The following is a 22,186-nucleotide window of genomic DNA, read 5'->3' as shown; positions in this document are numbered from 1 at the left end:
ATTATTCCTTTAAACTATGCCTGCGATGAGTTTAATTCATTTCAGTATGGAGTAGCGGCTCCCTATACTGTGCTCTCTGTCTCATTTCCGCGAGAATTATCTATGGATATGGCGTTAGGTCGTATTACGCCTGCCATTGTGCGTCGACTGCAGGTGCCGGTTCAGGTTGTTATCTATGCCGGGCTGTTTATCGTGGCGCAATATCTGGTGCAGTGGCTGCATCTTCCCCTTCCCGCTAACCTGGTTGGCATGATCCTGATGCTGGCGCTGATTGTCTGTCGCGTGGTTCCCCTGAGTTGGGTGAGGGCCGGCGCGCGCTGGCTACTGGCCGAAATGTTACTGTTCTTTGTGCCTGCCGTTGTCGCCGTGGTGAATTACACTCAGCTTTTGATGGTGGACGGCTGGCGTATTTTTGCCGTGATTGCCCTGAGTACCCTGATGGTGCTGGGGGCCACAGCCTGGGTGGTTGATAAGGTTTATCGCTTCGAAATCAGCAGGCTGAATCATGAATGATTTTGCCCTGAGCGTGCTCTGCCTGGTCATGACGCTGGTTATCTATTTTCTCAATAAGCGCCTGTACCGCCGGTTCCATAAACTGCCGTTAATGCCGTTAGTCTTCACCCCGATATTACTGGTGCTGATCCTGGTATTCGGGCATATCTCCTGGCAGCGTTATATCGGTGAATCTCACTGGCTGCTTTGGCTGTTAGGGCCAGCGACCATCGCCTTTGCCGTACCGGTGTATGACAACCTTGCGGTGATTCGTCGCCACTGGATGTCGCTTTCCGCGGGCGTTATCACCGCAACGGTGGTCGCCGTAACCAGCTCGGTCTGGCTGGCGCGTCTCTTTACCCTGCCGGATGACATTCAGCGCAGCCTGGCGGTGCGTTCGGTGACGACGCCGTTTGCGCTTGCGGCGGCAGGGCCATTGGGCGGACAGCCGGATCTGGTCGCTTTGTTTGTGGTGATTACCGGGGTATTCGGCATGGCGGTGGGGGATGTGCTCTTTTTGCGCCTCTCCATTCGCGAAGGGATGGCAAAAGGCGCTGGGTTTGGTGCGGCGTCTCACGGCGCGGGAACCGCCCGCTCCTACGAGCTGGGCCAGCAGGAAGGCGTCGTCGCCAGCCTGGTGATGATGCTCTCCGGCGTAGTGACGGTATTGGCCGCGCCGCTGGTGGCGCGGCTACTGTTTTAGCCCTGTTTTTTCAAACGCGATACCAGTTCGAACTCACGGAAATTGACCGGGCGCTGTTGCTGCATGGAAATATTGCCCGCGATGCCCGTCAGGATCGACATTGCCCCGGCACGGTGATCGGCGGCACGCCTGAGCGGATCGTTACCCGGCGTGCCGAACAGATCGGCAAGCATCGCGTTATCACCGCCGCCGTGACCGCCCTCGCCGAGGGTAAAACTGGCCTCCCTGGGGGCGGCAAACATGGGAAAGACAGTAATATTGCAGGACTCCAGACTTCCCTCGTTTGCGCGCTCGCCCCCGGCGTTCACATACGATTTTTCGACGATTTTCATCTCCAGTCGGCCTTCGCTGCCGTTAAACACCACATTCAGCCCTTCCCAGGGCAAATACGTATTCAGCGAATAGCTAAGCTGGCACTGGTTCTGGTATTTCACCAGCACCGAAAGGGTATCTTCGATGGTGATACCATCGCTGAATACACTCTGATCGCGCCAGTAGTTATCTTCATGCTCCGCGTCCAGATAGAGCGCCTTAAGCTGCGGATTGTCCGCCATGTGCAGCGCAAACGGGTCTTCTTTGGCCGTCGCATAGCCGTGGGCGCGTGGGTAGAACCCGGTCACACCCCGTTTTTCCGCGTTCTCTTTGCCGTAAAAACGCAGACTGCCTTCGGCGTAGACGCGCTCCGGGTAGCTATCGAGCCAGAAGTTCATTAAGTCGAAGTGGTGGGTGGATTTGTGGACCAGTAAACCGCCGCTGTTGCGTTTTTCCCGGTGCCAGCGGCGAAAATAATCGGCGCCGTGCTCGGTGTTGAGCAGCCATTCGAAGTGGACGGAGTAAACCTCGCCAATGGTGCCGTTCATCAGCAGTTCGCGCACTTTGCTGTGGTGCGGCGCATAGCGGTAATTAAACGCCACGCGAACGGTGTGCCCGGTCTCTTCAATGGCATCGAGAATACGGAGCGCCCGTTTTTCATCAATGGTCATCGGCTTTTCAGTGATCACATCGCAGCCCGCTTTCAGCGCCCGTACGATATAGTCGTCATGGGTGCGGTCCATGGTGGTGACGATAATAATGTCCGGACGCGTCTCGCGGATCATCGCCTCGAATTGCGCGGCTTTCCAGGTGGATACCGGAGCAGCGCCTTCGTTTTTTAATAATGTATTGGCGTAATTCATTCGCGTCTGGTTGGTATCGCAAAACGCCACCAGTTGCGCATTGTCTTTCCACTGACCGCCGATCGCAGAAATATATAATCCGGCGCGCCCACCTGTGCCGACCAGGGCATATTTTTTCATACTATCCTCAATTATTATCTGTGAGAGTAAATGACCTGGATGAAGTCATGAAACGTATTGCCCATCAATTAATGGAACTCAACAGCACCTTTATCTGGCACTGGCCATGGTTGATGCAAGGTGTTGAAAGCGCTAAGCAACACGGCTTTACAGGCATCATTCTTCATCAGCAGGAGTTATTTTCACTGCTGGCAACGCCCTCGCCATTGAGTCAGAAATTGAATGTGGAAAATCTCATTCATCAACAGCATTACGCGTTGCACTATTTAAAACGGGTGAACCAGTATCTGGCGGCGAATAATTTGTCTTTTTGGTTGCAGGGGGAGGCCGCGCCCGCTGACGATATTATTAAGCGTAAATTCCCGGAGTTTGCTTTCGACGATAAAAGCACGCCGGATTTCTGGAACCACTTTTATTCCACAACGCTGGCGCCGTTATTAAACGAATTGCCCCATCTGAGCGGTATCATTCTTAGCCTGACGACCCCGTCTTTTCAGACGGTAGAGTGGCAAAAAAGTCTGCGTCAGGTCTGGCGGCAATTGCGCGGCGCCGGAAAAAAACTGATCCTGCGCGACTTTATTGATGACTCCTGGCCGCGCCAGCAGTTGTCGGGCGTACTGGCAACGCTGCCTCATGACGTTCGCGCCTCGATCAAAGCCACGGAGCTCGATTACCACCCCGGTTTTGCCAATCACCCGCATATCGTCACCCTGCCGGATCATAAAAAATGGATCGAATACGATCTCTTTGGCATCGGTTACGGCTGGACAGCACTGCCGTGCTGGCTTGCCGATGAAATCAGCGGACGGCTGAGCTGGGCCATCGGCGCGACGGACAACAGCGTGGAAGCCATTACCTGCCGGGTAAGCTGGCAGTGGCTACCGGACAGCCGCGTCATGGATTCGGTCAATGCCATCAATCTGCTGGGCCTGGCGGCGGCCAATCAGACGCAGGGCCACGTTTTTGACGACTGGGTCGAACAGCATGGGCTGCGCTTTCGTCAGCCGCAGGATAAAACCCGCCTTGCCGCATTATTCCATTCCAGCTACGACTGGCTGTGTAAAACCCCTAATCTGCTGGGGCGACGCCTGCATTACCAAAGCCAGATCCCGGAAAGTCTGGCGCAGGCGCAACAATTGCTGCATATGGACACGCGCAGCGCCAACTGGCTGCAGGCATATCAGCCGCTGATGCCACCGGACGATCGTGACCTGGGCGGCGAACAGCGCCAGCTTATTGCGCTGGAAAAGCAAAACGCCTGTTTCCTGGCGGCCAATGCCGTACAAACCCTGCGCGAGCTGCTGCCGCGAATCACCTGCCCGGATGATTCGATGGAGACGTTACTGGCCGCCTGGCGCAATGCGGATATCTATAGCCAGATGTTCAGCCGGGTCACAGAGGTCGTTACCGATGTGCTGTGGCGCGATCATTATGGCGACGATGCCCTGCCTGCCAGAGCACTCGAAAAGCATCAGCAATCTCTGCTGCGCTACGCCGATACGCTCGCCGCCTGGGTGAACAATCCGCCACCCGGTAGCCCGCTCTTTCTGCCGTTGCTGCTGAGCCCCCAGCGTCTGGCGGCCTTTGCCGAAAGTCTGGAGACGTCGCTGTGAAATAAGCATAAAGGGGCGCCGTCGGGCTGTCGTGTACCCGTCGACGACCTGCGTGTCGGGAAGGGGCAGGAGATGCAAAAGCGTGATGTTGCTTACAAAGCAGGGGAAATGTTTGTGACAGGGATCGGCTTTTTGGCGGCAAAGAAGGTGATGTCTGTCACCTGTGGTGGGAAAAACTGTGATATCGCCCCGGTCATGGCTGACCGGGGCAGAGGGGCTTAGTGGGCGCGGCCCTGTGCGATACCGACACCCGTTTGTGAACGGATGAACTGCGCACGGAACTGCTCACGCTCGCGAATACCTTCTTGCGTATTGTCGGTAATCGAGAAAATCCAGATACCGATAAAGGCTACGGCGATAGAGAACAGCGCCGGGTATTCATACGGGAAAATCGCCTGCGCGTGGCCGAGGATTTGTACCCAAATGGTCGGGCCGAGGACCATCAGAATCACCGCCGTCAGCAGGCCCAGCCAGCCGCCAATCATTGCGCCACGGGTGGTCAGTTTTGACCAGTACATGGAGAGCAGAATGATGGGGAAGTTGCAGCTCGCCGCGATGGAGAACGCCAGCCCCACCATGAAGGCAATATTCTGCTTCTCAAACAGAATACCCAGCAGAATAGCGACCACACCGAGCACCAGTACGGTGATTTTCGAGACTTTCAGCTCCTGACGTTCGGTGGCGTCTTTACGAATGACGTTAGCGTACAGGTCATGAGAGACCGCCGATGCGCCGGCAAGCGTCAGCCCGGCAACCACCGCCAGGATGGTGGCGAAAGCCACAGCGGAGATAAAGCCGAGGAACAGGTTGCCGCCGACCGCATCCGCCAGGTGCACCGCCGCCATGTTATTGCCGCCAATCAGCGCGCCCGCCGCATCTTTAAAGGCCGGGTTTGCCCCAACCAGCATGATGGCGCCGAAGCCAATGATAAAGGTCAGAATGTAGAAATAACCCATAAAACCCGTGGCGTAGAACACGCTCTTACGGGCTTCACGCGCATCTGACACCGTGAAGAAACGCATCAGAATATGCGGCAAACCTGCCGTACCAAACATCAGCCCCAGGCCCAAAGACAGTGCGGAGATCGGATCTTTAACCAGACCGCCCGGACGCATAATGGCTTCCCCTTTCGGGTGAACCGCCATCGCTTCGCTAAACAGGCTATTGAAGCTAAAGCCGACATGCTTCATCACCATAAAGGCCATAAAGCTTGCGCCGAACAGCAGCAACACGGCTTTGATGATCTGTACCCAGGTGGTGGCGAGCATACCGCCGAAGAGAACATAGAGCACCATCAGCACGCCGACCAGCACGACCGCAACGTGGTAGTTGAGGCCGAACAGTAATTGAATAAGCTTACCTGCACCGACCATCTGGGCTATCAGATAGAGCGCCACCACCACCAGCGAACCGCAGGCGGAGAGGGTGCGAATCGGCCCCTGTTTGAGGCGATATGAGGCGACGTCGGCAAAGGTATAACGCCCCAGATTGCGCAGACGTTCGGCAATCAGGAACAGAATAATTGGCCAGCCGACGAGGAAGCCCAGCGAGTAAATCAGCCCGTCGTAGCCGGAGGTGTAAACCAGCGCAGAGATCCCGAGGAACGATGCGGCTGACATAAAGTCACCGGCAATCGCCAGGCCATTCTGGAAGCCCGTAATATTACCGCCTGCCGTGTAGTAATCGTTACGCGAACGCACCCGTTTTGACGCCCAGTAAGTGATATAGAGCGTCAGCGCCACGAAGATCAGGAACATGATGATCGCCTGCCAGTTGGTTGGCTGGCGTTGGACCGCGCCGGTAATGGCATCGGCGGCGTTGGCCGTAAAAGGCAGTGTGGCGGCGAGCGCCGTCAGAACACGCTTCATGATGCTTTTACCTCTTGCAGAACGGTTTTTGTCAGACGATCAAACTCGCCATTTGCCCGCCAGACGTACACGCCGGTCAGCAAAAACGAAATCACAATCACACCAATGCCAATCGGAATACCCCGCGTGACGCTGCTGCCCGCAGAGATCGGCGTACCGAGCCAGCCTGGCGCAAAGGCGATCAGCAGAATAAAACCGACATAGATAATCAGCATGATGATGGAAAGAATGAAGGCAAACCGTTGCCGCTTTTCGACGAGCTCCCTGTAATGCGCATTGTTTTCTATCCGTTGATAAATGGTGTCATTCATCACAGAACTCTCCAGAGGTAAGGTAGGGTTTGTTGTTATTCCCTCTCCCTTGAGGGAGAGGGTTAGGGTGAGGGGGTGGTTTGCGATGCCCTCACCCCGACCCTCTCCCACGGGGAGAGGGGGAATGCGAGGTTACGATGGCATGGTGATGGCCTGCTTCTCTTCGAGCAGTTTCTCCACGACACCCGGATCCGCGAGGGTCGAGGTATCGCCGAAATTGCTGGTATCCCCGGCGGCAATTTTGCGCAGAATACGGCGCATGATTTTGCCGGAACGGGTTTTGGGCAGAGAGTCGGTCCAGTGCAGGACATCCGGCGTTGCCAGCGGGCCAATCTCTTTACGTACCCAGTTGCGCACCTCGGTATAGAGCGCGGGGGTCGGCTCTTCACCGTGGTTCAGGGTGACGTAAGCGTAGATGGCCTGGCCTTTAATATTGTGTGGAATGCCCACCACCGCGGCTTCGGCGATTTTTGGGTGGGAGACCAGCGCCGATTCAATCTCCGCGGTCCCCAGTCGGTGGCCGGAAACGTTCAGCACGTCGTCCACGCGGCCGGTTATCCAGTAATAGCCATCTTCATCGCGGCGCGCGCCATCGCCACTAAAGTACATGTTCTTGAAGGTTGAGAAGTAGGTCTGCTCAAAACGCTCGTGGTCGCCAAACAGGGTACGCGCCTGGCCCGGCCAGGAGTCGGTAATCACCAGGTTGCCCTCGGTGGCTCCTTCCAGTGGATGACCTTCGTTATCCACCAGCGCAGGCTGCACGCCAAAGAACGGACGGGTCGCGGAACCCGCTTTGAGCTGTATCGCACCCGGTAGCGGGGTGATCATAAAGCCCCCGGTTTCGGTCTGCCACCAGGTGTCCATGACCGGGCATTTTTCGTTGCCGATTTTCTTCCAGTACCACTCCCAGGCTTCCGGGTTGATGGGCTCGCCGACGGAACCGAGAATGCGCAGCGAAGAGCGGTCCGTACCGTCAATCGCTTTGTCACCTTCCGCCATCAGCGCACGGATAGCCGTGGGCGCGGTATAGAGAATATTGACCTTGTGTTTGTCCACAACCTGGCTCATACGCGCTGGCGTCGGCCAGTTCGGCACCCCTTCGAACATCAGGGTAATCGCGCCGCAGGCCAGTGGTCCGTACAGCAGGTAGCTGTGGCCGGTGACCCAGCCGACATCGGCGGTGCACCAGTAAACATCGCCGTCATGATAATCGAAGACATACTTAAAGGTGGTGGCTGCATAAACCAGATAGCCGCCGGTGGTGTGCAGTACGCCTTTAGGCTTGCCTGTAGAACCGGAGGTATAGAGGATAAACAGCGGGTCTTCGGCATTGACTTCAACCGGCTGGTGTTGCGGGCTGGCATTGGCGGTGAGGGCGTCCCACCACAGGTCGCGGCCTTCGTGCCAGTCGATGTTGCCGCCGGTACGTTTAAGTACCACGACATGCTCAACGGTTTTTACATTCGGGTTATTCAGCGCGTCATCGACGTTCTTTTTCAACGGGATATTACGCCCGGCACGTACGCCTTCATCGGCGGTGATCACCAGCCTGGAGCTGGAGTCCACAATACGTCCGGCAACGGCTTCCGGCGAGAAGCCACCGAAAATGACCGAGTGGACGGCACCGATACGCGCACAGGCCAGCATCGCGACTGCGGCTTCCGGAACCATGGGCATATAGATAGCCACCACGTCGCCTTTTTTAATGCCCAGGTCTGTCAGTACATTGGCAAAACGGCAGACATCTGTATGCAACTGGCGATAGGTAATATGTTTACTTTGGCTGGCGTCGTCGCCTTCCCAAATGATGGCGGTTTGGTCGCCACGTTCGGCAAGATGGCGGTCAAGACAGTTGGCCGCAAGGTTCAGCGTGCCGTCTTCGTACCATTTAATGGAGACATTTCCCGGGGCGAAGGAAGTGTTTTTCACTTTCTGATAGGGTTTAATCCAGTCAAGGATTTTGCCTTGCTCGCCCCAGAAGGTGTCAGGGTCGGTAATGGATTGCTGATATTTAGCCTCGTACTGCTCCGGATTGATCAGGCAACGTTCCGCAATATTTGCGGGAATATCGTGTTTATGGATTTGGCTCATGGCTTTTGCTCTCCTTGTAGGATGTTAATAATATGTCAAATAAACGTTAATTATAGGGGCTTTGCCTGGTTTGTTTATTATTTGCGCTATAGATCACGCATTGACTGAACAGTATGAAAACTGAACAAATGAATCTTTGAAGGAAAATAATTGCCGGAATTAATTATCTAAAAATGGCTGAAAAAAAGTTTTTTCATAACAAACGGTTATGTATGATAAATGGCATAAAAAAGCGTTTTTATGCATAAATTCAGTCAATACCCCTTCTGGTAAAGGGTTGCGCCCTACACCCTGCAAATGGTACTGATAATGCGCGTTAAAAAACCCCGCAAGAGCGTGTGACGCTAACCATACCCTTTCCGTATGAGTCGTTCCCCACCGGGAAGGTCGCTTCATTGAGGATGTCTCGAGTTATGAAAAATTTGAAAGTCAGCCTGGCCTGGCAGATTCTGCTGGCCCTGGTGCTGGGTATTCTTCTGGGCAGTTACTTGCATTATCACAGCGACAGCCGCGAATGGCTGATTGCGAATCTCCTGTCTCCGGCAGGCGATATCTTTATTCATTTGATCAAAATGATTGTTGTGCCGATTGTTATCTCCACGCTGGTGGTGGGTATTGCCGGTGTGGGTGATGCGAAACAATTGGGGCGTATTGGCGCCAAGACCATTATTTATTTCGAAGTGATCACCACGGTGGCCATTGTGCTGGGTATTACGCTGGCGAATGTCTTCCAGCCGGGGTCGGGCATTGATATGTCACAACTCGCGGCGGTGGATATTTCGAAATATCAGAGCACCACGGCAGAAGTGCAAAGCCACGCGCATGGCTTGATGAACACGATTTTGTCTCTGGTGCCGACCAACATCGTGTCTTCGATGGCGAAGGGCGAAATGCTGCCGATTATTTTCTTCTCGGTACTGTTTGGCCTGGGGCTCTCTTCACTGCCTGCCACGCACCGCGAACCGCTGGTTACGGTGTTCCGTTCTATCTCTGAAACCATGTTCAAAGTGACCCATATGGTGATGCGTTACGCGCCGGTCGGCGTATTTGCGCTGATCTCCGTAACGGTCGCGAACTTCGGTTTTGCGTCCCTGTGGCCGCTGGCGAAACTGGTGGTGCTGGTTTACTTTGCGGTGCTGTTCTTTGCGCTGGTGGTGCTGGGACTGGTGGCGCGGATGTGCAAACTCAGTATCTGGACGCTCATCCGCATTCTGAAAGATGAGCTGATCCTGGCCTACTCCACTGCAAGCTCTGAAAGTGTGCTGCCGCGTATCATTGAGAAGATGGAAGCCTATGGCGCGCCAGCATCCATCACCAGCTTCGTGGTACCGACCGGTTACTCCTTTAACCTCGACGGTTCTACGCTGTACCAGAGTATTGCTGCCATCTTTATTGCACAGCTTTACGGTATCGACCTGTCGCTGGGCCAGGAGATCATTCTGGTGCTGACGCTGATGGTTACCTCTAAAGGTATTGCCGGTGTGCCGGGCGTTTCATTCGTGGTGTTGCTGGCAACGCTGGGCAGTGTGGGCATTCCGCTGGAAGGCCTGGCCTTTATTGCCGGTGTTGACCGTATCCTTGATATGGCGCGTACCGCCCTGAACGTTGTGGGTAATGCGCTGGCGGTACTGGTTATCGCCAAGTGGGAACACAAGTTTGACCGTAAAAAAGCCGCGGCTTACGAGCGTGAAATGCTCGGCAAGTTCGACAAGACGGCCGATCTGTAATCGTCACGCCGCCTTTCGTCAGGGAGGCGGCGCTTCTTGTTTCAGGCCGTGATAACGGTAATCTGTTGTTCCTTTAATACGGTACGCAGTGCATCGCTGATATTTGCTTCAATGATTATCACATCAAGCGCCTGAGGCCGTGCCACAACATAGCGTGCCACGCCGGGCAGTTTATCTGCCGTCAGGGCAACAACCGTCTGGTTACTCTGTTTCAGCACCGCTTTTTTAAATTCGCAGTCGGCAAAATCAAACCCTGTTAGCCCAACATCCGGGTCCATAGCGCAACCGCCAATAAACACCTGATCGAATAACATCTCCTGAATCTGCGCAATAGCACCACTGCCAACGCAGCCTCCCGTGGCCTGATGAATCTGCCCGCCCAGAAGGATCACTTCGCTGTGTGAGCGTTTCATGAGTTCGACGGCGATTTCGGGTGAGTTCGTCACCGCTGTGATGCGGATATTCGCAGGCAGGGCTCTGGCGATGGCCAGATTCGTCGTACCGGCATCAATGAAAATACAGGTGTCTGGCTTCACCAGCGCTGCGCATTGCTGCGCGATCTTGTCCTTTTCTGCACTGTTTTTCACTTTGCGACTGTGAAAATTTCCGGCTTCCGGCAACTGCAGTACCGCGCCACCATAGACCTTTTTGCACACGCCTGAATGACTAAGCTCTTGTAAATCCCTGCGAATAGTATGTTCAGATACCTGCATCTGGCTGGCCAGTTCTGCACAGACAACGCGTCCGTTTTCCTGCAAAAGCTGGCGAATACGTGCTTGTCGCTGTTGCGGAAAAGCTGCATAATCGAGCATAAAGCCTCTTTATTGAAATGTCATCGAGCAATAATGAGCATGATCCAGCATTATGAACCGCCTTGTCAATGCGGCTACCGGGTATAACCACTGTGGAGATAAAAGATGAAAATTGCACACGTCGCGCTCTGGACGCGCAACCTGGATGCGCAGGTCGCTTTCTGGCAGGAAGTGTTCGGCGGGCAGAGCAACGAACGCTATCTCAGTAAAAACCGTCCTGGCTTCGCCTCACACTTCATTTCCCTGAGCGAGGGGCCAACCATTGAACTGATGGCCTTGCCTGAGCTTGATGATGCACCGGCTAACCCGGAGTTTGTCGGCTGGGCGCATATCGCGATTACCGTTGGCGGTAGCAATGAGGTGGACGCGATGGCGCAAAAAGCACAGGCAAACGGGTGTTTGCTAAGCCCGGCGAGATGGACCGGCGATGGGTTTTATGAAGCGGTGATTGCCGACCCGGACGGTAATCGCATTGAGCTGGTTGCGGCGTAATCTCCCTTACCGGGCCATATAATATATGTACGTCGACTGTCGCCTCCTAAATTGCGGGGCGATTTTTTTATAGCAGATTAAGTAATTGTAGCCATAATACGTCTGTCGCGGATATTAGTACGCGTTTAACGTTACCCTGATGATACGGAGAGTTCAGGAATGTCAGACTTTTATCTACATGAAGGCAATCGCTATATTGTTAAAAATCAAAAGGGATTGAAAATAGCCCTGGCGATCGCGTTTGCTGCGATGGGCGTTTATGCCTATTTCAAACATGAATCATCACTGCGCGGTATTATTGTCGCACTCGTTTTATTTGCCATTGCCGGCGTGATGCTGGCGACGCTGCGCATCAAGATGGTATTTGATTTAGATAAACGCATTTTTTATATCCAGAACGGCGGCGGTAAAACGACATACAACCAGTCTTTGGATAATTTCGCCGGGCTTGAGTTGATTCGCCAGTACCGCTTTTTTGGCCTTATTCGTAATAGTATTGTCAATGTGGTCTTTAACGTTGACGGTAAAACCTCGAAAATGCCGATAAGGCAGTTTGGCCCCGGTCAGAAAGCGCCGCAGGCTATGATGGAAGAGACGGAAGCCTTTCTGGGTATCAGCCCGCGAGGAGATGCCTGATGCCAGCCCCTTTGCTGGTAGAGTTGACCGACCGGCGCCTGGTCTATCGTCCGTGGAAGGTCGGTAGCGCACTGGTATTTGTCGCGGCCGGTATTGCCCTGCTGGTCGGCACGTTTATTTGGACGCAAATGAACGACAGGACACTGCAATCCGTCATCGTGTTTCTGCTTTTCGGCGCCGTTCTGACGGGGTACGGGCTTATCTACACCCTAAAGAATGCGGAAGTGCTTATTTTTGATGTCGCCACCGGGCGGATAACGAAGAAAGCTCCCTTTCTGCCGGAAAAAGATCTCAGCCGTTTTAATGAGGTCTACTCCATTTCACGCGTCGGCGAAATGCGGACATTTCATTATGCCCTGAGCCGTAAGAGCGAACACGGCGGCGGTAATATTGCCATTTCTGACGATTTTTTAAGTGAAAAACGCGAGCCTGAACGCACTGCGTTTGAAGAGAATATTTTGCCTGTTATTTCAAGGCTGCTTAATTTAAAACCATAATCATTTAATGGTTATGTCATAAATAACAAAATAAAACGGGGTGCGATAATCACACCCCGTTTTTTTTACGCCGCTATTAGCCCAGTGCGCTTTCGCGCAGACGCGATTTCAGTTTGTTGTACTCGTCGATCACATACTGCTCGGCAGCACGCTGGTCGGGAATACGTTCCACATTCACCGCGCAGTACTTGTACTCTGGCGTTTTGGTAATCGGACTCAGGTTCTCCGTCACCAGCTCGTTACAGGCACCAATCCACCACTGGTAGGTCATGTACACCGCGCCTTTATTCGGGCGTTCACTGACCTGCGCACGAGTGATAATCCGGCCTTTACGCGAGTTCACCCACACCAGCGCTTCATCTTCAATACCGAGGCGCGCGGCATCGGCGGTGTTGATTTGCGCGTAGCCGGGTTCATCTGCCAGTGCCGACAGCGCCGCACAGTTGCCGGTCATCGAACGGCAAGAGTAGTGGCCCACTTCACGCACGGTAGAGAGCACCATCGGGAACTCGTCGTTGAGTTTGTCGATTGGCGCGACCCAGTCGCAGGTGAAGAACTTCGCCAGCCCGGTATCGGTGTCGAACTTCTCTTTGAAGAGATAAGACGTCCCCTGGTCGGCATCCGATGTATCGCGACACGGCCACTGAATGTAGCCCAGCTCACCCATTTTCTCGTAGGTGGCGCCGTAGAAATCCGGGCAGAGATGACGCAATTCGTCCCAGATTTCCTGCGTGTTGTTGTAATGCATCGGGTAACCCATACGGGTGGCAATCTCACTGATAATCTGCCAGTCCGTTTTCAGATCCCACTTCGGTTCTACCGCTTTAAAGAAGCGCTGGAAGCCACGGTCAGCCGCCGTGAACACACCTTCATGCTCACCCCAGGAGGTGGATGGCAATATGACGTCCGCCGCCGACGCGGTTTTGGTCATAAAGATATCCTGCACGATGACCAGTTCCAGATCCTCAAACGCTTTACGCACGGCGGAGAGTTCTGCATCGGTCTGCAGCGGATCTTCCCCCATGATGTACGTGGCGCGCACTTCGCCATGTGCCGCGCGGTGCGGCAGTTCGCTGATGCGATAACCGGTATGCGCGGGCAGCTCGGCCACACCCCAGGCTTTCGCGAATTTATCGCGGTGAGCCTGTTCTTTGACGAACTGGTAGCCCGGGAAGGTATCCGGCAGCGCACCCATATCGCAGGCGCCCTGGACGTTGTTCTGCCCACGTACCGGGTTCACCCCAACATGCGGTTTACCCAGGTTGCCCGTCAGCATGGCGAGACTGGTCAGTGAACGTACCGTCTCTACGCCCTGATAGAACTGGGTTACGCCCATGCCCCACAGGATGGTGGCGTTTTTCGCACCGGCATACATGCGGGCGGCTTTACGGATATCCGCAGCGCACACGCCCGTGATCTCTTCCACCGACTCCGGCGTATAGCCTTCGACGATTTTTTTGTACTCTTCAAAACCCTGGGTACGCGAGGCCACGAACGCCTGGTCGTACAGGTTTTCTTCAATAATCACATGCCCGAGTGCGTTTAACAGCGCGATGTTCGAGCCGTTTTTCAACGCAACGTGCATATCAGCAATACGCGCGGTTTCGATTTTGCGCGGATCGCAGACGATGATTTTTGCCCCGTTTTGTTTCGCCCGAATCACGTGGTTAGCGACGATAGGGTGTGAATCCGCCGGGTTATAGCCAAAGATAAACACGAGATCCGTGTTATCGATTTCGTTAATGGCATTACTCATTGCGCCATTGCCGACCGACTGGTGCAGACCTGCAACCGATGGGCCGTGTCAGACGCGTGCGCAGCAGTCCACGTTATTGGTACCAATAACGGCGCGCGCAAATTTTTGCATTATGTAGTTGGTTTCGTTCCCCGTACCGCGGGACGAGCCGGTTGTCTGAATCGCATCCGGGCCATACTTCTCTTTAATGGCGCTCAGGCGAGTGGCAACGTAATCCAGGGCTTCATCCCAGGAGACGGCTTCCAGTTTGCCGCCACGCTGGCGACGGATCATTGGGGTTTTCAGACGAGGCGTAAGGATCTGTGTATCATTAATAAAATCCCAGCCATAGTAGCCTTTCAGACACAGGGTACCCTGGTTGGTCTTTCCTTGCGCAGCCTCCGCCCGAACGATTTTTCCGTTATCCACCACCAGGTTAATCTTGCAACCTGAGGCGCAATACGGACAAACCGTGACGACTTTTTTCATCGCTATCGCTCCAGTTAAGAAAGATCGCGCTTTGCGCGCTCACTCGACCCATTATGCATCTTCTATGCCATGCTTCTTTTGTGGGTATTGCCTGATTTTACGTCCGAATTTTGGTCAAAATACTGACGAAGGGCAGGCCATCGTCAAATTTGACGTGACGAAGGCGAGGGGATGTGACCGCGATTATAAAAACAGCATTAATTCACCGCCTTTATGGTTCCGCCAAATAAAATAAAGCAACGAATCACTTTTCCTGACGGATGCGGACAATGAAACCTGCGATTCTGGTAGTGGATGACGATGTGGCGGTCTGCGAACTGCTCAGGGATGTGTTGAGCGAACACGTCTTTACGGTACACGTGTGTCATAACGGGCTGGATGCGATTGCCGCGGCAGCACGGCATCCTGAAATTGCGCTGGTGTTGCTCGATATGGTCCTGCCGGACATCAACGGCCTGATGGTGCTTACCCAACTGCAGAAACAACGCCCTGAGCTGCCGGTGATTATGCTCACGGGGCTGGGCAGTGAATCGGATGTGGTAGTGGGGCTGGAAATGGGGGCTGATGACTATATTGGCAAACCCTTTACCCCACGGGTGCTGGTGGCGCGCGTGAAGGCGGTGATGCGCCGCACGGGCGCGCTGGCGGCGGATGTGCAGACGATGAAAATGGCCGGGTATGCCTTTAATGGCTGGCATCTTGATCCCGCACGCTGCCAGCTTAGCGACCCCCGTCGGCAAACCGTCGATTTAACCCAGGGGGAGTACAGCCTGCTGCTGGCGCTGGTACAAAACGCGCGTCGTGTACTCAGCCGTGAGCAACTGCTGGAATTGACCCACAGTGAAAGCATTGAGGTTTTTGACCGCACTATCGATGTATTGATCATGCGCCTGCGCCGCAAAATTGAGATCAACCCGCATCAACCCGCGTTAATCAAAACAATACGCGGGCTGGGCTATGTTTTTGCGGCGGATGTCGTACACAGCGAACAGGCGGCGTAGCGGCGCTACGGCGCGCCGTCGATCTCTTGTTTTAATTCTTCCAGCGATTTCGCCCCGTCGATGGCGTTCGCGCAAAGCAGGCTTGCCCGGGCGCAGGCGTGGGCCAGTTGAATGCTTTGTGCCAGCGGCCAGTGTTCGTGGCAGCCGTAGAGCAGCCCGGCGCAAAACGCATCTCCCGCACCGACGCTACCGATGATCTCCTCTTGCGTGAGCATCTGGGTGGCTATCCACTGGCCATCGCGGCCTGGTTCCTCGCCCCATGCGCCCTCCGGGCAGTGGATCACCACGCGCTGGCGTACCCCGGCGGCGAGCAACTGCGAGGCGGCCGTGGCGATGTTGGCGATATGCGGCGAATCGTCAGGCAGGCGCATCTCCAGCCCGCTAAATTCTCCCGCTTCCATCTCGTTGATGACCAGATAATCCAGATACGGCAGGCAGGGCATCACCAGCGGCTGATAACGCGGATCGCCCTTGCGGGAGACCAGATCGAGCGACGTTTCGTAACCCTGCTCGCGCATCTGTGCCAGCAGGCGGGCGCTGCGGGTACCAAACTCCTCATCCGGCAGGTCAAGGCTGTCGAGCAGCAACAAATAGCCGAGATGGAAGATTTTCATGGTCTGGTCCAGGCTGTTGAATGCCGGGAGATCCAGAAGACGGTTGGCGCCGGGGGAGTGGAAGAAGGTGCGTTGGCCAGTTGGATCGGTCATGACCTGCGACATGGAAGTCGGGGCAGAATTGGTGCGCTGCACATGCTGGCGATTGACATGATACTGGTCGAGCATCGCCATAATGTAATCCCCGTCGCTGTCTTCACCGACCAGCCCCACCGCCTGAAGCGGCATGCCCGTGCGCATTTTGGCCAGCGTCAGCAGGACATTGAGCGGCGCTCCACCGGTAGAACGCTCGCTTTGCGTGATCTCCGCTAACCAGCCACGCTCCGGCCATTGCACAATCTGGTGCACATGATCGACCAGCATGTTTCCGGCGGCGATAATTCCTTTTCTTTCCATCAGAGTTGCCCCGCGCTGCCAAAGACGCGCATCTGCCCGGCAACGGTGTCGGTGATGGCCTCTTCCACGCTCAGCAAGAGCTGGGCGAATTCGTCGTAGAGAGGCTGGCGGTTGGCCATGCGTGCTTCAATGGTGTCCAGCGCCGCTTGCGACATCCCGGTATAGAAATTGATTTTATGGATGCCAAGCCCGATAGCGCGCCGGAAATCCGCGTCACTGATGCCGGAACCACCGTGGAGCACCAGCGGCAGGCCGGTTTGCTGGCGAATCGCCTCCAGGCGAGCAAAGTCGAGCTTCGGTTCCCCTTTGTATTTACCATGGGCGTTACCAATGGCGACGGCGAGGGTGTCGATACCGGTACGGTCGACAAAATCACGCGCTTTGGCGGGATCGGTAAACCAGGCTTCATCCGCATGACCATACAATGCGCCACCTTCATCGCCGCCAACGGCCCCGAGTTCAGCCTCCACCGAGACGCCCACCGCATGGCACATCTTCACTACTTCCCGCGTCTGGCGAATATTCTCTTCATATTCCAGCGTAGAGCCATCAAACATCACCGAGGTAAAGCCCAGCCTTAAGGCGCGCACCACGGATTCAAAATGCAGGCCGTGATCGAGGTTAAGCACCACCGGAATGTCATGGTGGGCGGCTTCGTATTTCACCGCTTCCACCAGTGATTCGAGGGAGACATATTTGAAGTGCACCTCGGCGATATTGATGATGAAAGGCGAGCGCTCCTGTCTCGCCGCAGCATACAGCGCGCGTAAAAAGTGGGAGTCGAGCACGTTGAACGCGCCCAGCGCGTAGTGATGTTCACGGGCGTGCGCCAAACCCTGGGCAAGCGAAATCAAAGCCATCGTATTCTCCTTAGCTCAGAAACAGACCATATTCGTTACACAGCACTAGCTGCGCGGGTTCGTCTTCCAGAATGTCGTTAAAGCGATCTACCGGGTGCAGGAAGTGGTTGTCATGTTCGTCATCGTTGACCGACGACACTTCGCCGACCAGCACATCGCCGAAACCGGATTCGCCCCAAAAGCTGTGGTACAGACCGGGCGGCAGGCAAATGCTTTCCCCTGGTGAGAGGCGTAACTGGCTGCCCGCTGAATGTGTCTGGAGACAACCGTCGATAACCACGCTCACGTCGGTATACGTCGTCTCTTCATGCGCGCCGGCGTTCCACAGCTCGATAATCAGATTGCCGCCGCCACGGTTAATAATGTCTTCGCGTTTGCGCCAGTGAAAATGCATGGGTGTGACCTGCCCGTCGCGCACGTGCATGATTTTTTCCGCATAGCATTTGGCGTAAGGGGTGCCATTTGGCGAACCATTGCGCAGGGTGAAAAGAGTGAGCCCCTGGGTGTAAAAATTATCACCGCCGAAAGCGGTGACATCCCAACCCAGCTTTAAGTCGAAGACTTCGCGCCAGCTATCGTGATCAAGCTGATGCCATTTGGTTGGGGGAAAACTGGCGAAGGGCGGCAAGTGGACGTCGTGCATGGAAAAGAATTGTCGGGTATGGCCGAGGATTTCATTGATTTCGGAGCGTTTCATGACTATCTCCTGATGGCATTTGAGCGCGTTGTGCCCCTCACCCCTGCCCTCTCCCCACAGGGGAGAGGGAGCAAACCATCCCCTCGCCCCTGTGGGGAGAGGGTTAGGGTGAGGGGAAAAAACCGCACTTACTTAACCGTCCAGCCCTTATAGGTACTGACGTTTTTCTTGTCGATCATCGTCACCGGGATCAGCACAGGCTCTTTCGGCGCGGGTTTCCCCTGCAGAATGTCATAGCCGATTTCCACCGCTTTGGCCGCCATTACCTGGGGATCTTGCGCCGGGGTCGCGACAAACAGCGAGTTCTCGCGTTTCAGCGCCTCTTCACCGTCCGGGCTGCCGTCCACGCCAACGATAAAGAACTCGTTACGTTGTGCCTGTTTAGCAGCCAGATCGGCGCCGATCGCCGTTGGGTCGTTAATCGCAAACACACCGTCGATCTTCGGATTCGCGGCCAGCAGCGAGGTCATCACTTCCAGACCCCCTTCGCGGCTGCCTTTGGCGTTCTGGTTAGACGACAGCACTTTGATATCCGGGTGGCGCTTGAATTCGGTCTGGCAGCCTTCCACACGGTTCTGTACCGCAGAGACCGGCGGTCCGTTGATGATGACCACATTACCTTTGCCTTTCAGACGGTCGGTAATGTACTTACAGGCCATCTCTCCGGCCTGGGTGTTATCCGAGGTAATGGTGGCATCTGCCCCTTCCGCCGCAACGTCAACGGCGACCACGACGATACCGGCATCTTTCGCGCGTTTAACCGCAGGCCCAATACCTTTCGAATCCGCGGCGTTGAGGATAATCATGTCCACTTTGGCGGCGATAAAGTTATCGATTTGCGCCACCTGTTGGCCAAGGTCGTAGCCGCTGGAAACCAGCGTTACTTTCACCTTATCGCCCGCCAGTTTACGCGCTTCCAGCTCCGCCCCTTTGGTGATTTGCACGAAGAACGGGTTGGCAAGGTCGCCTACCGTTACCCCGATCGATTTCAGTTCTTTGGCCTGCGCAAATGGCGCTGCGGCAAGCAGTGCGCCAGCACAGAGCGCGGTGACTAACGGCTTCAAACGCATATTCTTTCCTCACGTAGGGTTTTCAGGGAAATCTTGTTGTTATGCACTTTGATGATGTCGGGTACGGTATTTGTCTATCAGCACTGCAATGATGATCACCGCCCCTTTGATCACCAGTTGCCAGAAGTAAGAAACGCCCATCAATGTCATGCCATTGTTCAGGGTGGCGATAATCAGCGCCCCGACCAGCGTACCGGTGATGGTGCCGATGCCGCCGACGAAACTGGTGCCGCCGAGGATGACCGCCGCGATGGCGTCAAGCTCGTAGCCCATACCAAGGTTACCGTTGGCGCTGTACAGACGAGACGCGCTCATCACCCCGCCAAGGCCAGACAGCAGGCCGCTCATGCCGTAGACAAACAGCAGTACCAGCCACACTTTGATACCGGTAAGACGCGCCGCCTGCATGTTGCCGCCGACGGCATAAATGTGCACACCCAGGGTGGTACGACGCAGGATGAACCAGCAGACCACAATCACCGCCAGCGCAATCACCACCAGCCAGGGGATCGGCCCGAGATAGTTATTGCCGATCCACTCAAACCCGATACTGGAGTTGATGACCGTGGTGCCGTCCGCCAGCAGATAAGCCGCGCCGCGCAGCGCCGTATAGGTGCCAAGCGTAACGATAAAGGGGGGAAGCCCGGCGAACGCGACCAGTACGCCGTTAAACAACCCCAGCACCAGACCGAGCATCAGCGCGGCGGGTACGGAAAGGAAAGCCAGTTCCGGGATCAGCGACACCACCATCGCCGCCACCGCCGTGGTGCCGAGGATGGATCCTACTGACAGGTCAATACCGCCGGTCAAAATGATAAAGGTCATCCCCGCCGCCAGCACGATGTTGATCGATGCCTGGCGAGTGATATTCAGCAGGTTGCTTTCCGTAAAAAAGTTCGGTGCGATAAAGCCAAATACTGCGACGATCAGGATCAAGATTGGCAAGATGCCGACCGTTTGCATCAGATCGCCCATCAGCATTTTTTTCGCCGAGGCCGATTTCGCCACCTGTTGTGGCGTGGTGGCAGAGGTCTCTTTCGATTCAGTCATGGTGCACCGCCTGATGATGGGATTCGTTCACGCCGGTCGCCAGCGTCATAATGTTTTCCTGGGTAATACGTTCGCCTTCCAGTTCACCGGCGATACTGCCTTCATGCATCACATATACGCGGTCGCTCATACCGACCACCTCCGGTAACTCGCTGGAAATCATCAGAATGGCCACCCCTTTGCGCGCCATCTGGCTCATGATGCGATAGATTTCGCTCTTGGCCCCGACATCGACGCCGCGTGTGGGCTCATCGAGAATCAGGATGCGCGGCCCGATGGCGACCCAGCGGGAGATCAGCAGTTTTTGCTGATTGCCGCCGGAAAGACCACCCGCCCGCACCTGAGAGTGGGGCACGCGGATATTGAGTAACTTGATGGCGTCATCGGAGATGGATTGCGCTTTCTTGCGGTCGAGCAGGCCGTAACTGGCATCGCGCTCGATGGTCGCCATCGTGATATTTTCCTGCGCGGCCAGCTCCAGAAACAACCCTTGTTCTTTGCGGTTTTCGGTGAGGAAGCCGATGCCTAAATCAATGGCGGCTCGCGGAGAGTGGATAACCACCGGTTCGCCATCGATTTCAATCACCCCGCCGGTAGCTTTACGCACGCCAAAAATCAGTTGTGCGAGCTCTGAACGACCTGCGCCCACCAGGCCGGCAAGGCCGACGATCTCTCCGGCGCGTACCTGCAGGCTGACCGGCTGGATTTTTTTGCCGTCGGTGAGGTGATGAATGTTCAGACGAACATCGCCCCGTGGAATATCGCGTTCTTTATTGAAGAGATCGCTGAGCGGGCGGCCCACCATCATACGTACCAGTTCTGAGGCGTTGAGTTTGTCGCGGGTCAGGCTGCCCACATACTGACCATCACGCAGGACGCTAACCCGGTCGGAAAGCTCATACACTTCTGCCATGCGGTGGCTGATATAGATGATTGCCATCCCTTCGTCGCGCAGACGCATGATCAGTTCAAACAGGCGGTGTGTTTCACGAGAGGAGAGGGCGGCGGTGGGTTCATCCATCACCAGAATACGGCTGTTACGATGCAGGGCGCGGGCGATTTCGACCTGTTGTTGTTCGGCGATGGTCAGTTTCATCACCAGGTCACTGGCTTTGAACTGAGCGCCGAGGCGGTCAATCACGCTTTGCGCCTGAGCGACCATGTCCCGGCGCTGAATTAGCCCACCGCGGGAAATCTCACTGCCCAGAAAGATATTTTCGGCGACGGTCAGATTGGGGGCTAACTGCATCTCCTGATAGATCAGCGTGATGCCAGCCGCCAGCGCGTCTTTTGGCCCTTTGATATTAAATGACTGTCCGTCAATTAATATCTCGCCGCTGGTGGCGGTGTATGCCCCCGCGAGGATCTTCATCAGGGTGCTTTTACCCGCGCCGTTTTCCCCCATCAGTGCGTGGATTTCGCCAGGATATACCGTCAGATCCACGCCTTTGAGCGCGTAAAACTTGCCAAACACTTTGGCAATATTGCGCATCTCCAGAACCGGCGTCTTGCTCATGGCTTACTCCTGCAAGGGTTATCAATACTTGCAGTCCACCACGATGAAATAAATGCAGAATGACATTGGGCGTTCATATTTGTCATATTGCTGAATAGTTAACGAAGATCACAGTTACGCAACATAACTTCCTTCACCCTCACCCCAGCCCGCACCGAACAGTCCCCTCGCCCCTCCGGGGAGAGGGTTAGGGTGAGGGGAACACAGACAACGGAGCCCGC

21 protein-coding genes are annotated in these 22,186 nt (G+C 55.2%); 9 read left to right on the top strand and 12 right to left on the bottom strand.

The window, feature by feature from the left end; genetic code table 11:
* Nucleotides 1-102: 102 nt before the first annotated feature.
* Together MRY16398_RS26670 and MRY16398_RS26665 are read left to right on the top strand one after the other, a co-directional pair.
* Nucleotides 103-513, top strand: coding sequence for a CidA/LrgA family protein (locus tag MRY16398_RS26670; protein WP_103245048.1), 411 nt, complete (start codon nt 103-105; stop codon nt 511-513).
* Nucleotides 506-1,195 (top strand): LrgB family protein, encoded by a 690-nt coding sequence (locus MRY16398_RS26665; RefSeq protein WP_039077887.1) that lies wholly within the window; start codon nt 506-508, stop codon nt 1,193-1,195. Before MRY16398_RS26670 ends, MRY16398_RS26665 begins: the two co-directional genes overlap by 8 nt.
* Here the strand turns inward: MRY16398_RS26665 and MRY16398_RS26660 are convergent.
* On the bottom strand, nt 1,192-2,490 hold the full coding sequence (locus MRY16398_RS26660) for a Gfo/Idh/MocA family protein (protein ID WP_125125503.1): 1,299 nt from the start codon (nt 2,488-2,490) through the stop codon (nt 1,192-1,194). The genes MRY16398_RS26665 and MRY16398_RS26660 overlap by 4 nt on opposite strands.
* 47 nt (nt 2,491-2,537) lie before the next feature.
* Here MRY16398_RS26660 and MRY16398_RS26655 point away from each other — a divergent pair, with 47 nt between their 5' ends.
* Together MRY16398_RS26655 and MRY16398_RS30735 are read left to right on the top strand one after the other, a co-directional pair.
* The gene (locus MRY16398_RS26655; protein WP_125125502.1) at nt 2,538-4,103 is read left to right on the top strand and encodes a hypothetical protein; all 1,566 of its coding nucleotides are present in this window, start codon (nt 2,538-2,540) and stop codon (nt 4,101-4,103) included.
* Between the two features lie 72 nt (nt 4,104-4,175).
* Nucleotides 4,176-4,325 carry a hypothetical protein gene (locus MRY16398_RS30735; protein WP_165159383.1) on the top strand — a complete coding sequence of 50 codons (150 nt, stop codon included), beginning with the start codon at nt 4,176-4,178 and terminating at the stop codon, nt 4,323-4,325.
* Here the strand turns inward: MRY16398_RS30735 and actP are convergent.
* The 3 genes from actP to acs form a co-directional block, all read right to left on the bottom strand.
* Nucleotides 4,322-5,971: a cation/acetate symporter ActP gene (actP, locus tag MRY16398_RS26650; protein WP_039077884.1), complete on the bottom strand. Its 1,650-nt coding sequence runs from the start codon at nt 5,969-5,971 to the stop codon at nt 4,322-4,324. The genes MRY16398_RS30735 and actP overlap by 4 nt on opposite strands.
* Nucleotides 5,968-6,282, bottom strand: a complete 315-nt coding sequence (locus MRY16398_RS26645; RefSeq protein WP_039077883.1) for a DUF485 domain-containing protein — start codon at nt 6,280-6,282, stop codon at nt 5,968-5,970. The genes actP and MRY16398_RS26645 overlap by 4 nt, the downstream gene beginning before the upstream one ends.
* Before the next feature lie 132 nt (nt 6,283-6,414).
* The gene (gene acs / locus MRY16398_RS26640; RefSeq protein ID WP_125125501.1) at nt 6,415-8,373 is read right to left on the bottom strand and encodes an acetate--CoA ligase; all 1,959 of its coding nucleotides are present in this window, start codon (nt 8,371-8,373) and stop codon (nt 6,415-6,417) included.
* A 413-nt stretch (nt 8,374-8,786) separates the two neighbouring features.
* Between acs and gltP the strand changes: the two genes are divergently transcribed.
* A complete protein-coding gene (gene gltP / locus MRY16398_RS26630) occupies nt 8,787-10,100 on the top strand; it encodes a glutamate/aspartate:proton symporter GltP (RefSeq protein ID WP_039077881.1) in 1,314 nt (437 codons plus the stop codon).
* A gap of 41 nt (nt 10,101-10,141) precedes the next feature.
* Here gltP and MRY16398_RS26625 read toward each other — a convergent pair whose 3' ends face one another.
* Nucleotides 10,142-10,912, bottom strand: a complete 771-nt coding sequence (locus MRY16398_RS26625; RefSeq protein ID WP_125125500.1) for a DeoR/GlpR family DNA-binding transcription regulator — start codon at nt 10,910-10,912, stop codon at nt 10,142-10,144.
* 105 nt (nt 10,913-11,017) lie between these two features.
* On the opposite strand from MRY16398_RS26625, the gene MRY16398_RS26620 reads away from it, so the two are divergent.
* The 3 genes from MRY16398_RS26620 to MRY16398_RS26610 all read left to right on the top strand — a co-directional run bounded on the left by MRY16398_RS26620 (nt 11,018) and on the right by MRY16398_RS26610 (nt 12,537).
* The gene (locus MRY16398_RS26620) at nt 11,018-11,404 is read left to right on the top strand and encodes a VOC family protein (RefSeq protein ID WP_071194341.1); all 387 of its coding nucleotides are present in this window, start codon (nt 11,018-11,020) and stop codon (nt 11,402-11,404) included.
* A gap of 159 nt (nt 11,405-11,563) precedes the next feature.
* Nucleotides 11,564-12,040, top strand: a complete 477-nt coding sequence (locus MRY16398_RS26615) for a hypothetical protein (RefSeq protein WP_039077878.1) — start codon at nt 11,564-11,566, stop codon at nt 12,038-12,040.
* Nucleotides 12,040-12,537: a hypothetical protein gene (locus tag MRY16398_RS26610; protein WP_079497659.1), complete on the top strand. Its 498-nt coding sequence runs from the start codon at nt 12,040-12,042 to the stop codon at nt 12,535-12,537. Before MRY16398_RS26615 ends, MRY16398_RS26610 begins: the two co-directional genes overlap by 1 nt.
* A 76-nt stretch (nt 12,538-12,613) precedes the next feature.
* Here the strand turns inward: MRY16398_RS26610 and fdhF are convergent, their stop codons facing one another.
* On the bottom strand, nt 12,614-14,761 hold the full coding sequence (gene fdhF, locus MRY16398_RS26605; protein WP_125125499.1) for a formate dehydrogenase subunit alpha: 2,148 nt from the start codon (nt 14,759-14,761) through the stop codon (nt 12,614-12,616).
* 269 nt (nt 14,762-15,030) lie between these two features.
* Between fdhF and MRY16398_RS26600 the strand changes: the two genes are divergently transcribed.
* Nucleotides 15,031-15,762 (top strand): response regulator transcription factor, encoded by a 732-nt coding sequence (locus MRY16398_RS26600; protein WP_110295200.1) that lies wholly within the window; start codon nt 15,031-15,033, stop codon nt 15,760-15,762.
* A 5-nt stretch (nt 15,763-15,767) separates the two neighbouring features.
* On the opposite strand, the gene MRY16398_RS26595 is transcribed toward MRY16398_RS26600, so the two are convergent.
* The 6 genes from MRY16398_RS26595 to MRY16398_RS26570 all read right to left on the bottom strand — a co-directional run bounded on the left by MRY16398_RS26595 (nt 15,768) and on the right by MRY16398_RS26570 (nt 21,965).
* The gene (locus tag MRY16398_RS26595; protein ID WP_125125498.1) at nt 15,768-16,775 is read right to left on the bottom strand and encodes a carbohydrate kinase family protein; all 1,008 of its coding nucleotides are present in this window, start codon (nt 16,773-16,775) and stop codon (nt 15,768-15,770) included.
* Nucleotides 16,772-17,632, bottom strand: coding sequence for a ketose 1,6-bisphosphate aldolase (locus MRY16398_RS26590; protein ID WP_039077872.1), 861 nt, complete (start codon nt 17,630-17,632; stop codon nt 16,772-16,774). Before MRY16398_RS26590 ends, MRY16398_RS26595 begins: the two co-directional genes overlap by 4 nt.
* 10 nt (nt 17,633-17,642) lie before the next feature.
* The gene (locus MRY16398_RS26585) at nt 17,643-18,329 is read right to left on the bottom strand and encodes a D-lyxose/D-mannose isomerase (RefSeq protein ID WP_039077871.1); all 687 of its coding nucleotides are present in this window, start codon (nt 18,327-18,329) and stop codon (nt 17,643-17,645) included.
* Between the two features lie 128 nt (nt 18,330-18,457).
* Complete coding sequence (locus MRY16398_RS26580) at nt 18,458-19,399, bottom strand: ABC transporter substrate-binding protein (RefSeq protein ID WP_039077870.1); 942 nt, start codon at nt 19,397-19,399, stop codon at nt 18,458-18,460.
* 39 nt (nt 19,400-19,438) lie between these two features.
* Nucleotides 19,439-20,449, bottom strand: a complete 1,011-nt coding sequence (locus tag MRY16398_RS26575; RefSeq protein WP_039077869.1) for an ABC transporter permease subunit — start codon at nt 20,447-20,449, stop codon at nt 19,439-19,441.
* Nucleotides 20,442-21,965, bottom strand: a complete 1,524-nt coding sequence (locus tag MRY16398_RS26570) for a sugar ABC transporter ATP-binding protein (protein ID WP_039077868.1) — start codon at nt 21,963-21,965, stop codon at nt 20,442-20,444. Before MRY16398_RS26570 ends, MRY16398_RS26575 begins: the two co-directional genes overlap by 8 nt.
* Between the last annotated feature and the right edge of the window lie 221 nt (nt 21,966-22,186).

This window comes from Phytobacter sp. MRY16-398 (genome assembly GCF_003925915.1).
Lineage (GTDB): Bacteria > Pseudomonadota > Gammaproteobacteria > Enterobacterales > Enterobacteriaceae > Phytobacter > Phytobacter diazotrophicus.
Note: the sequence above shows the minus strand (reverse complement) of the source record. Positions and strands in the feature narration are given on the sequence as shown.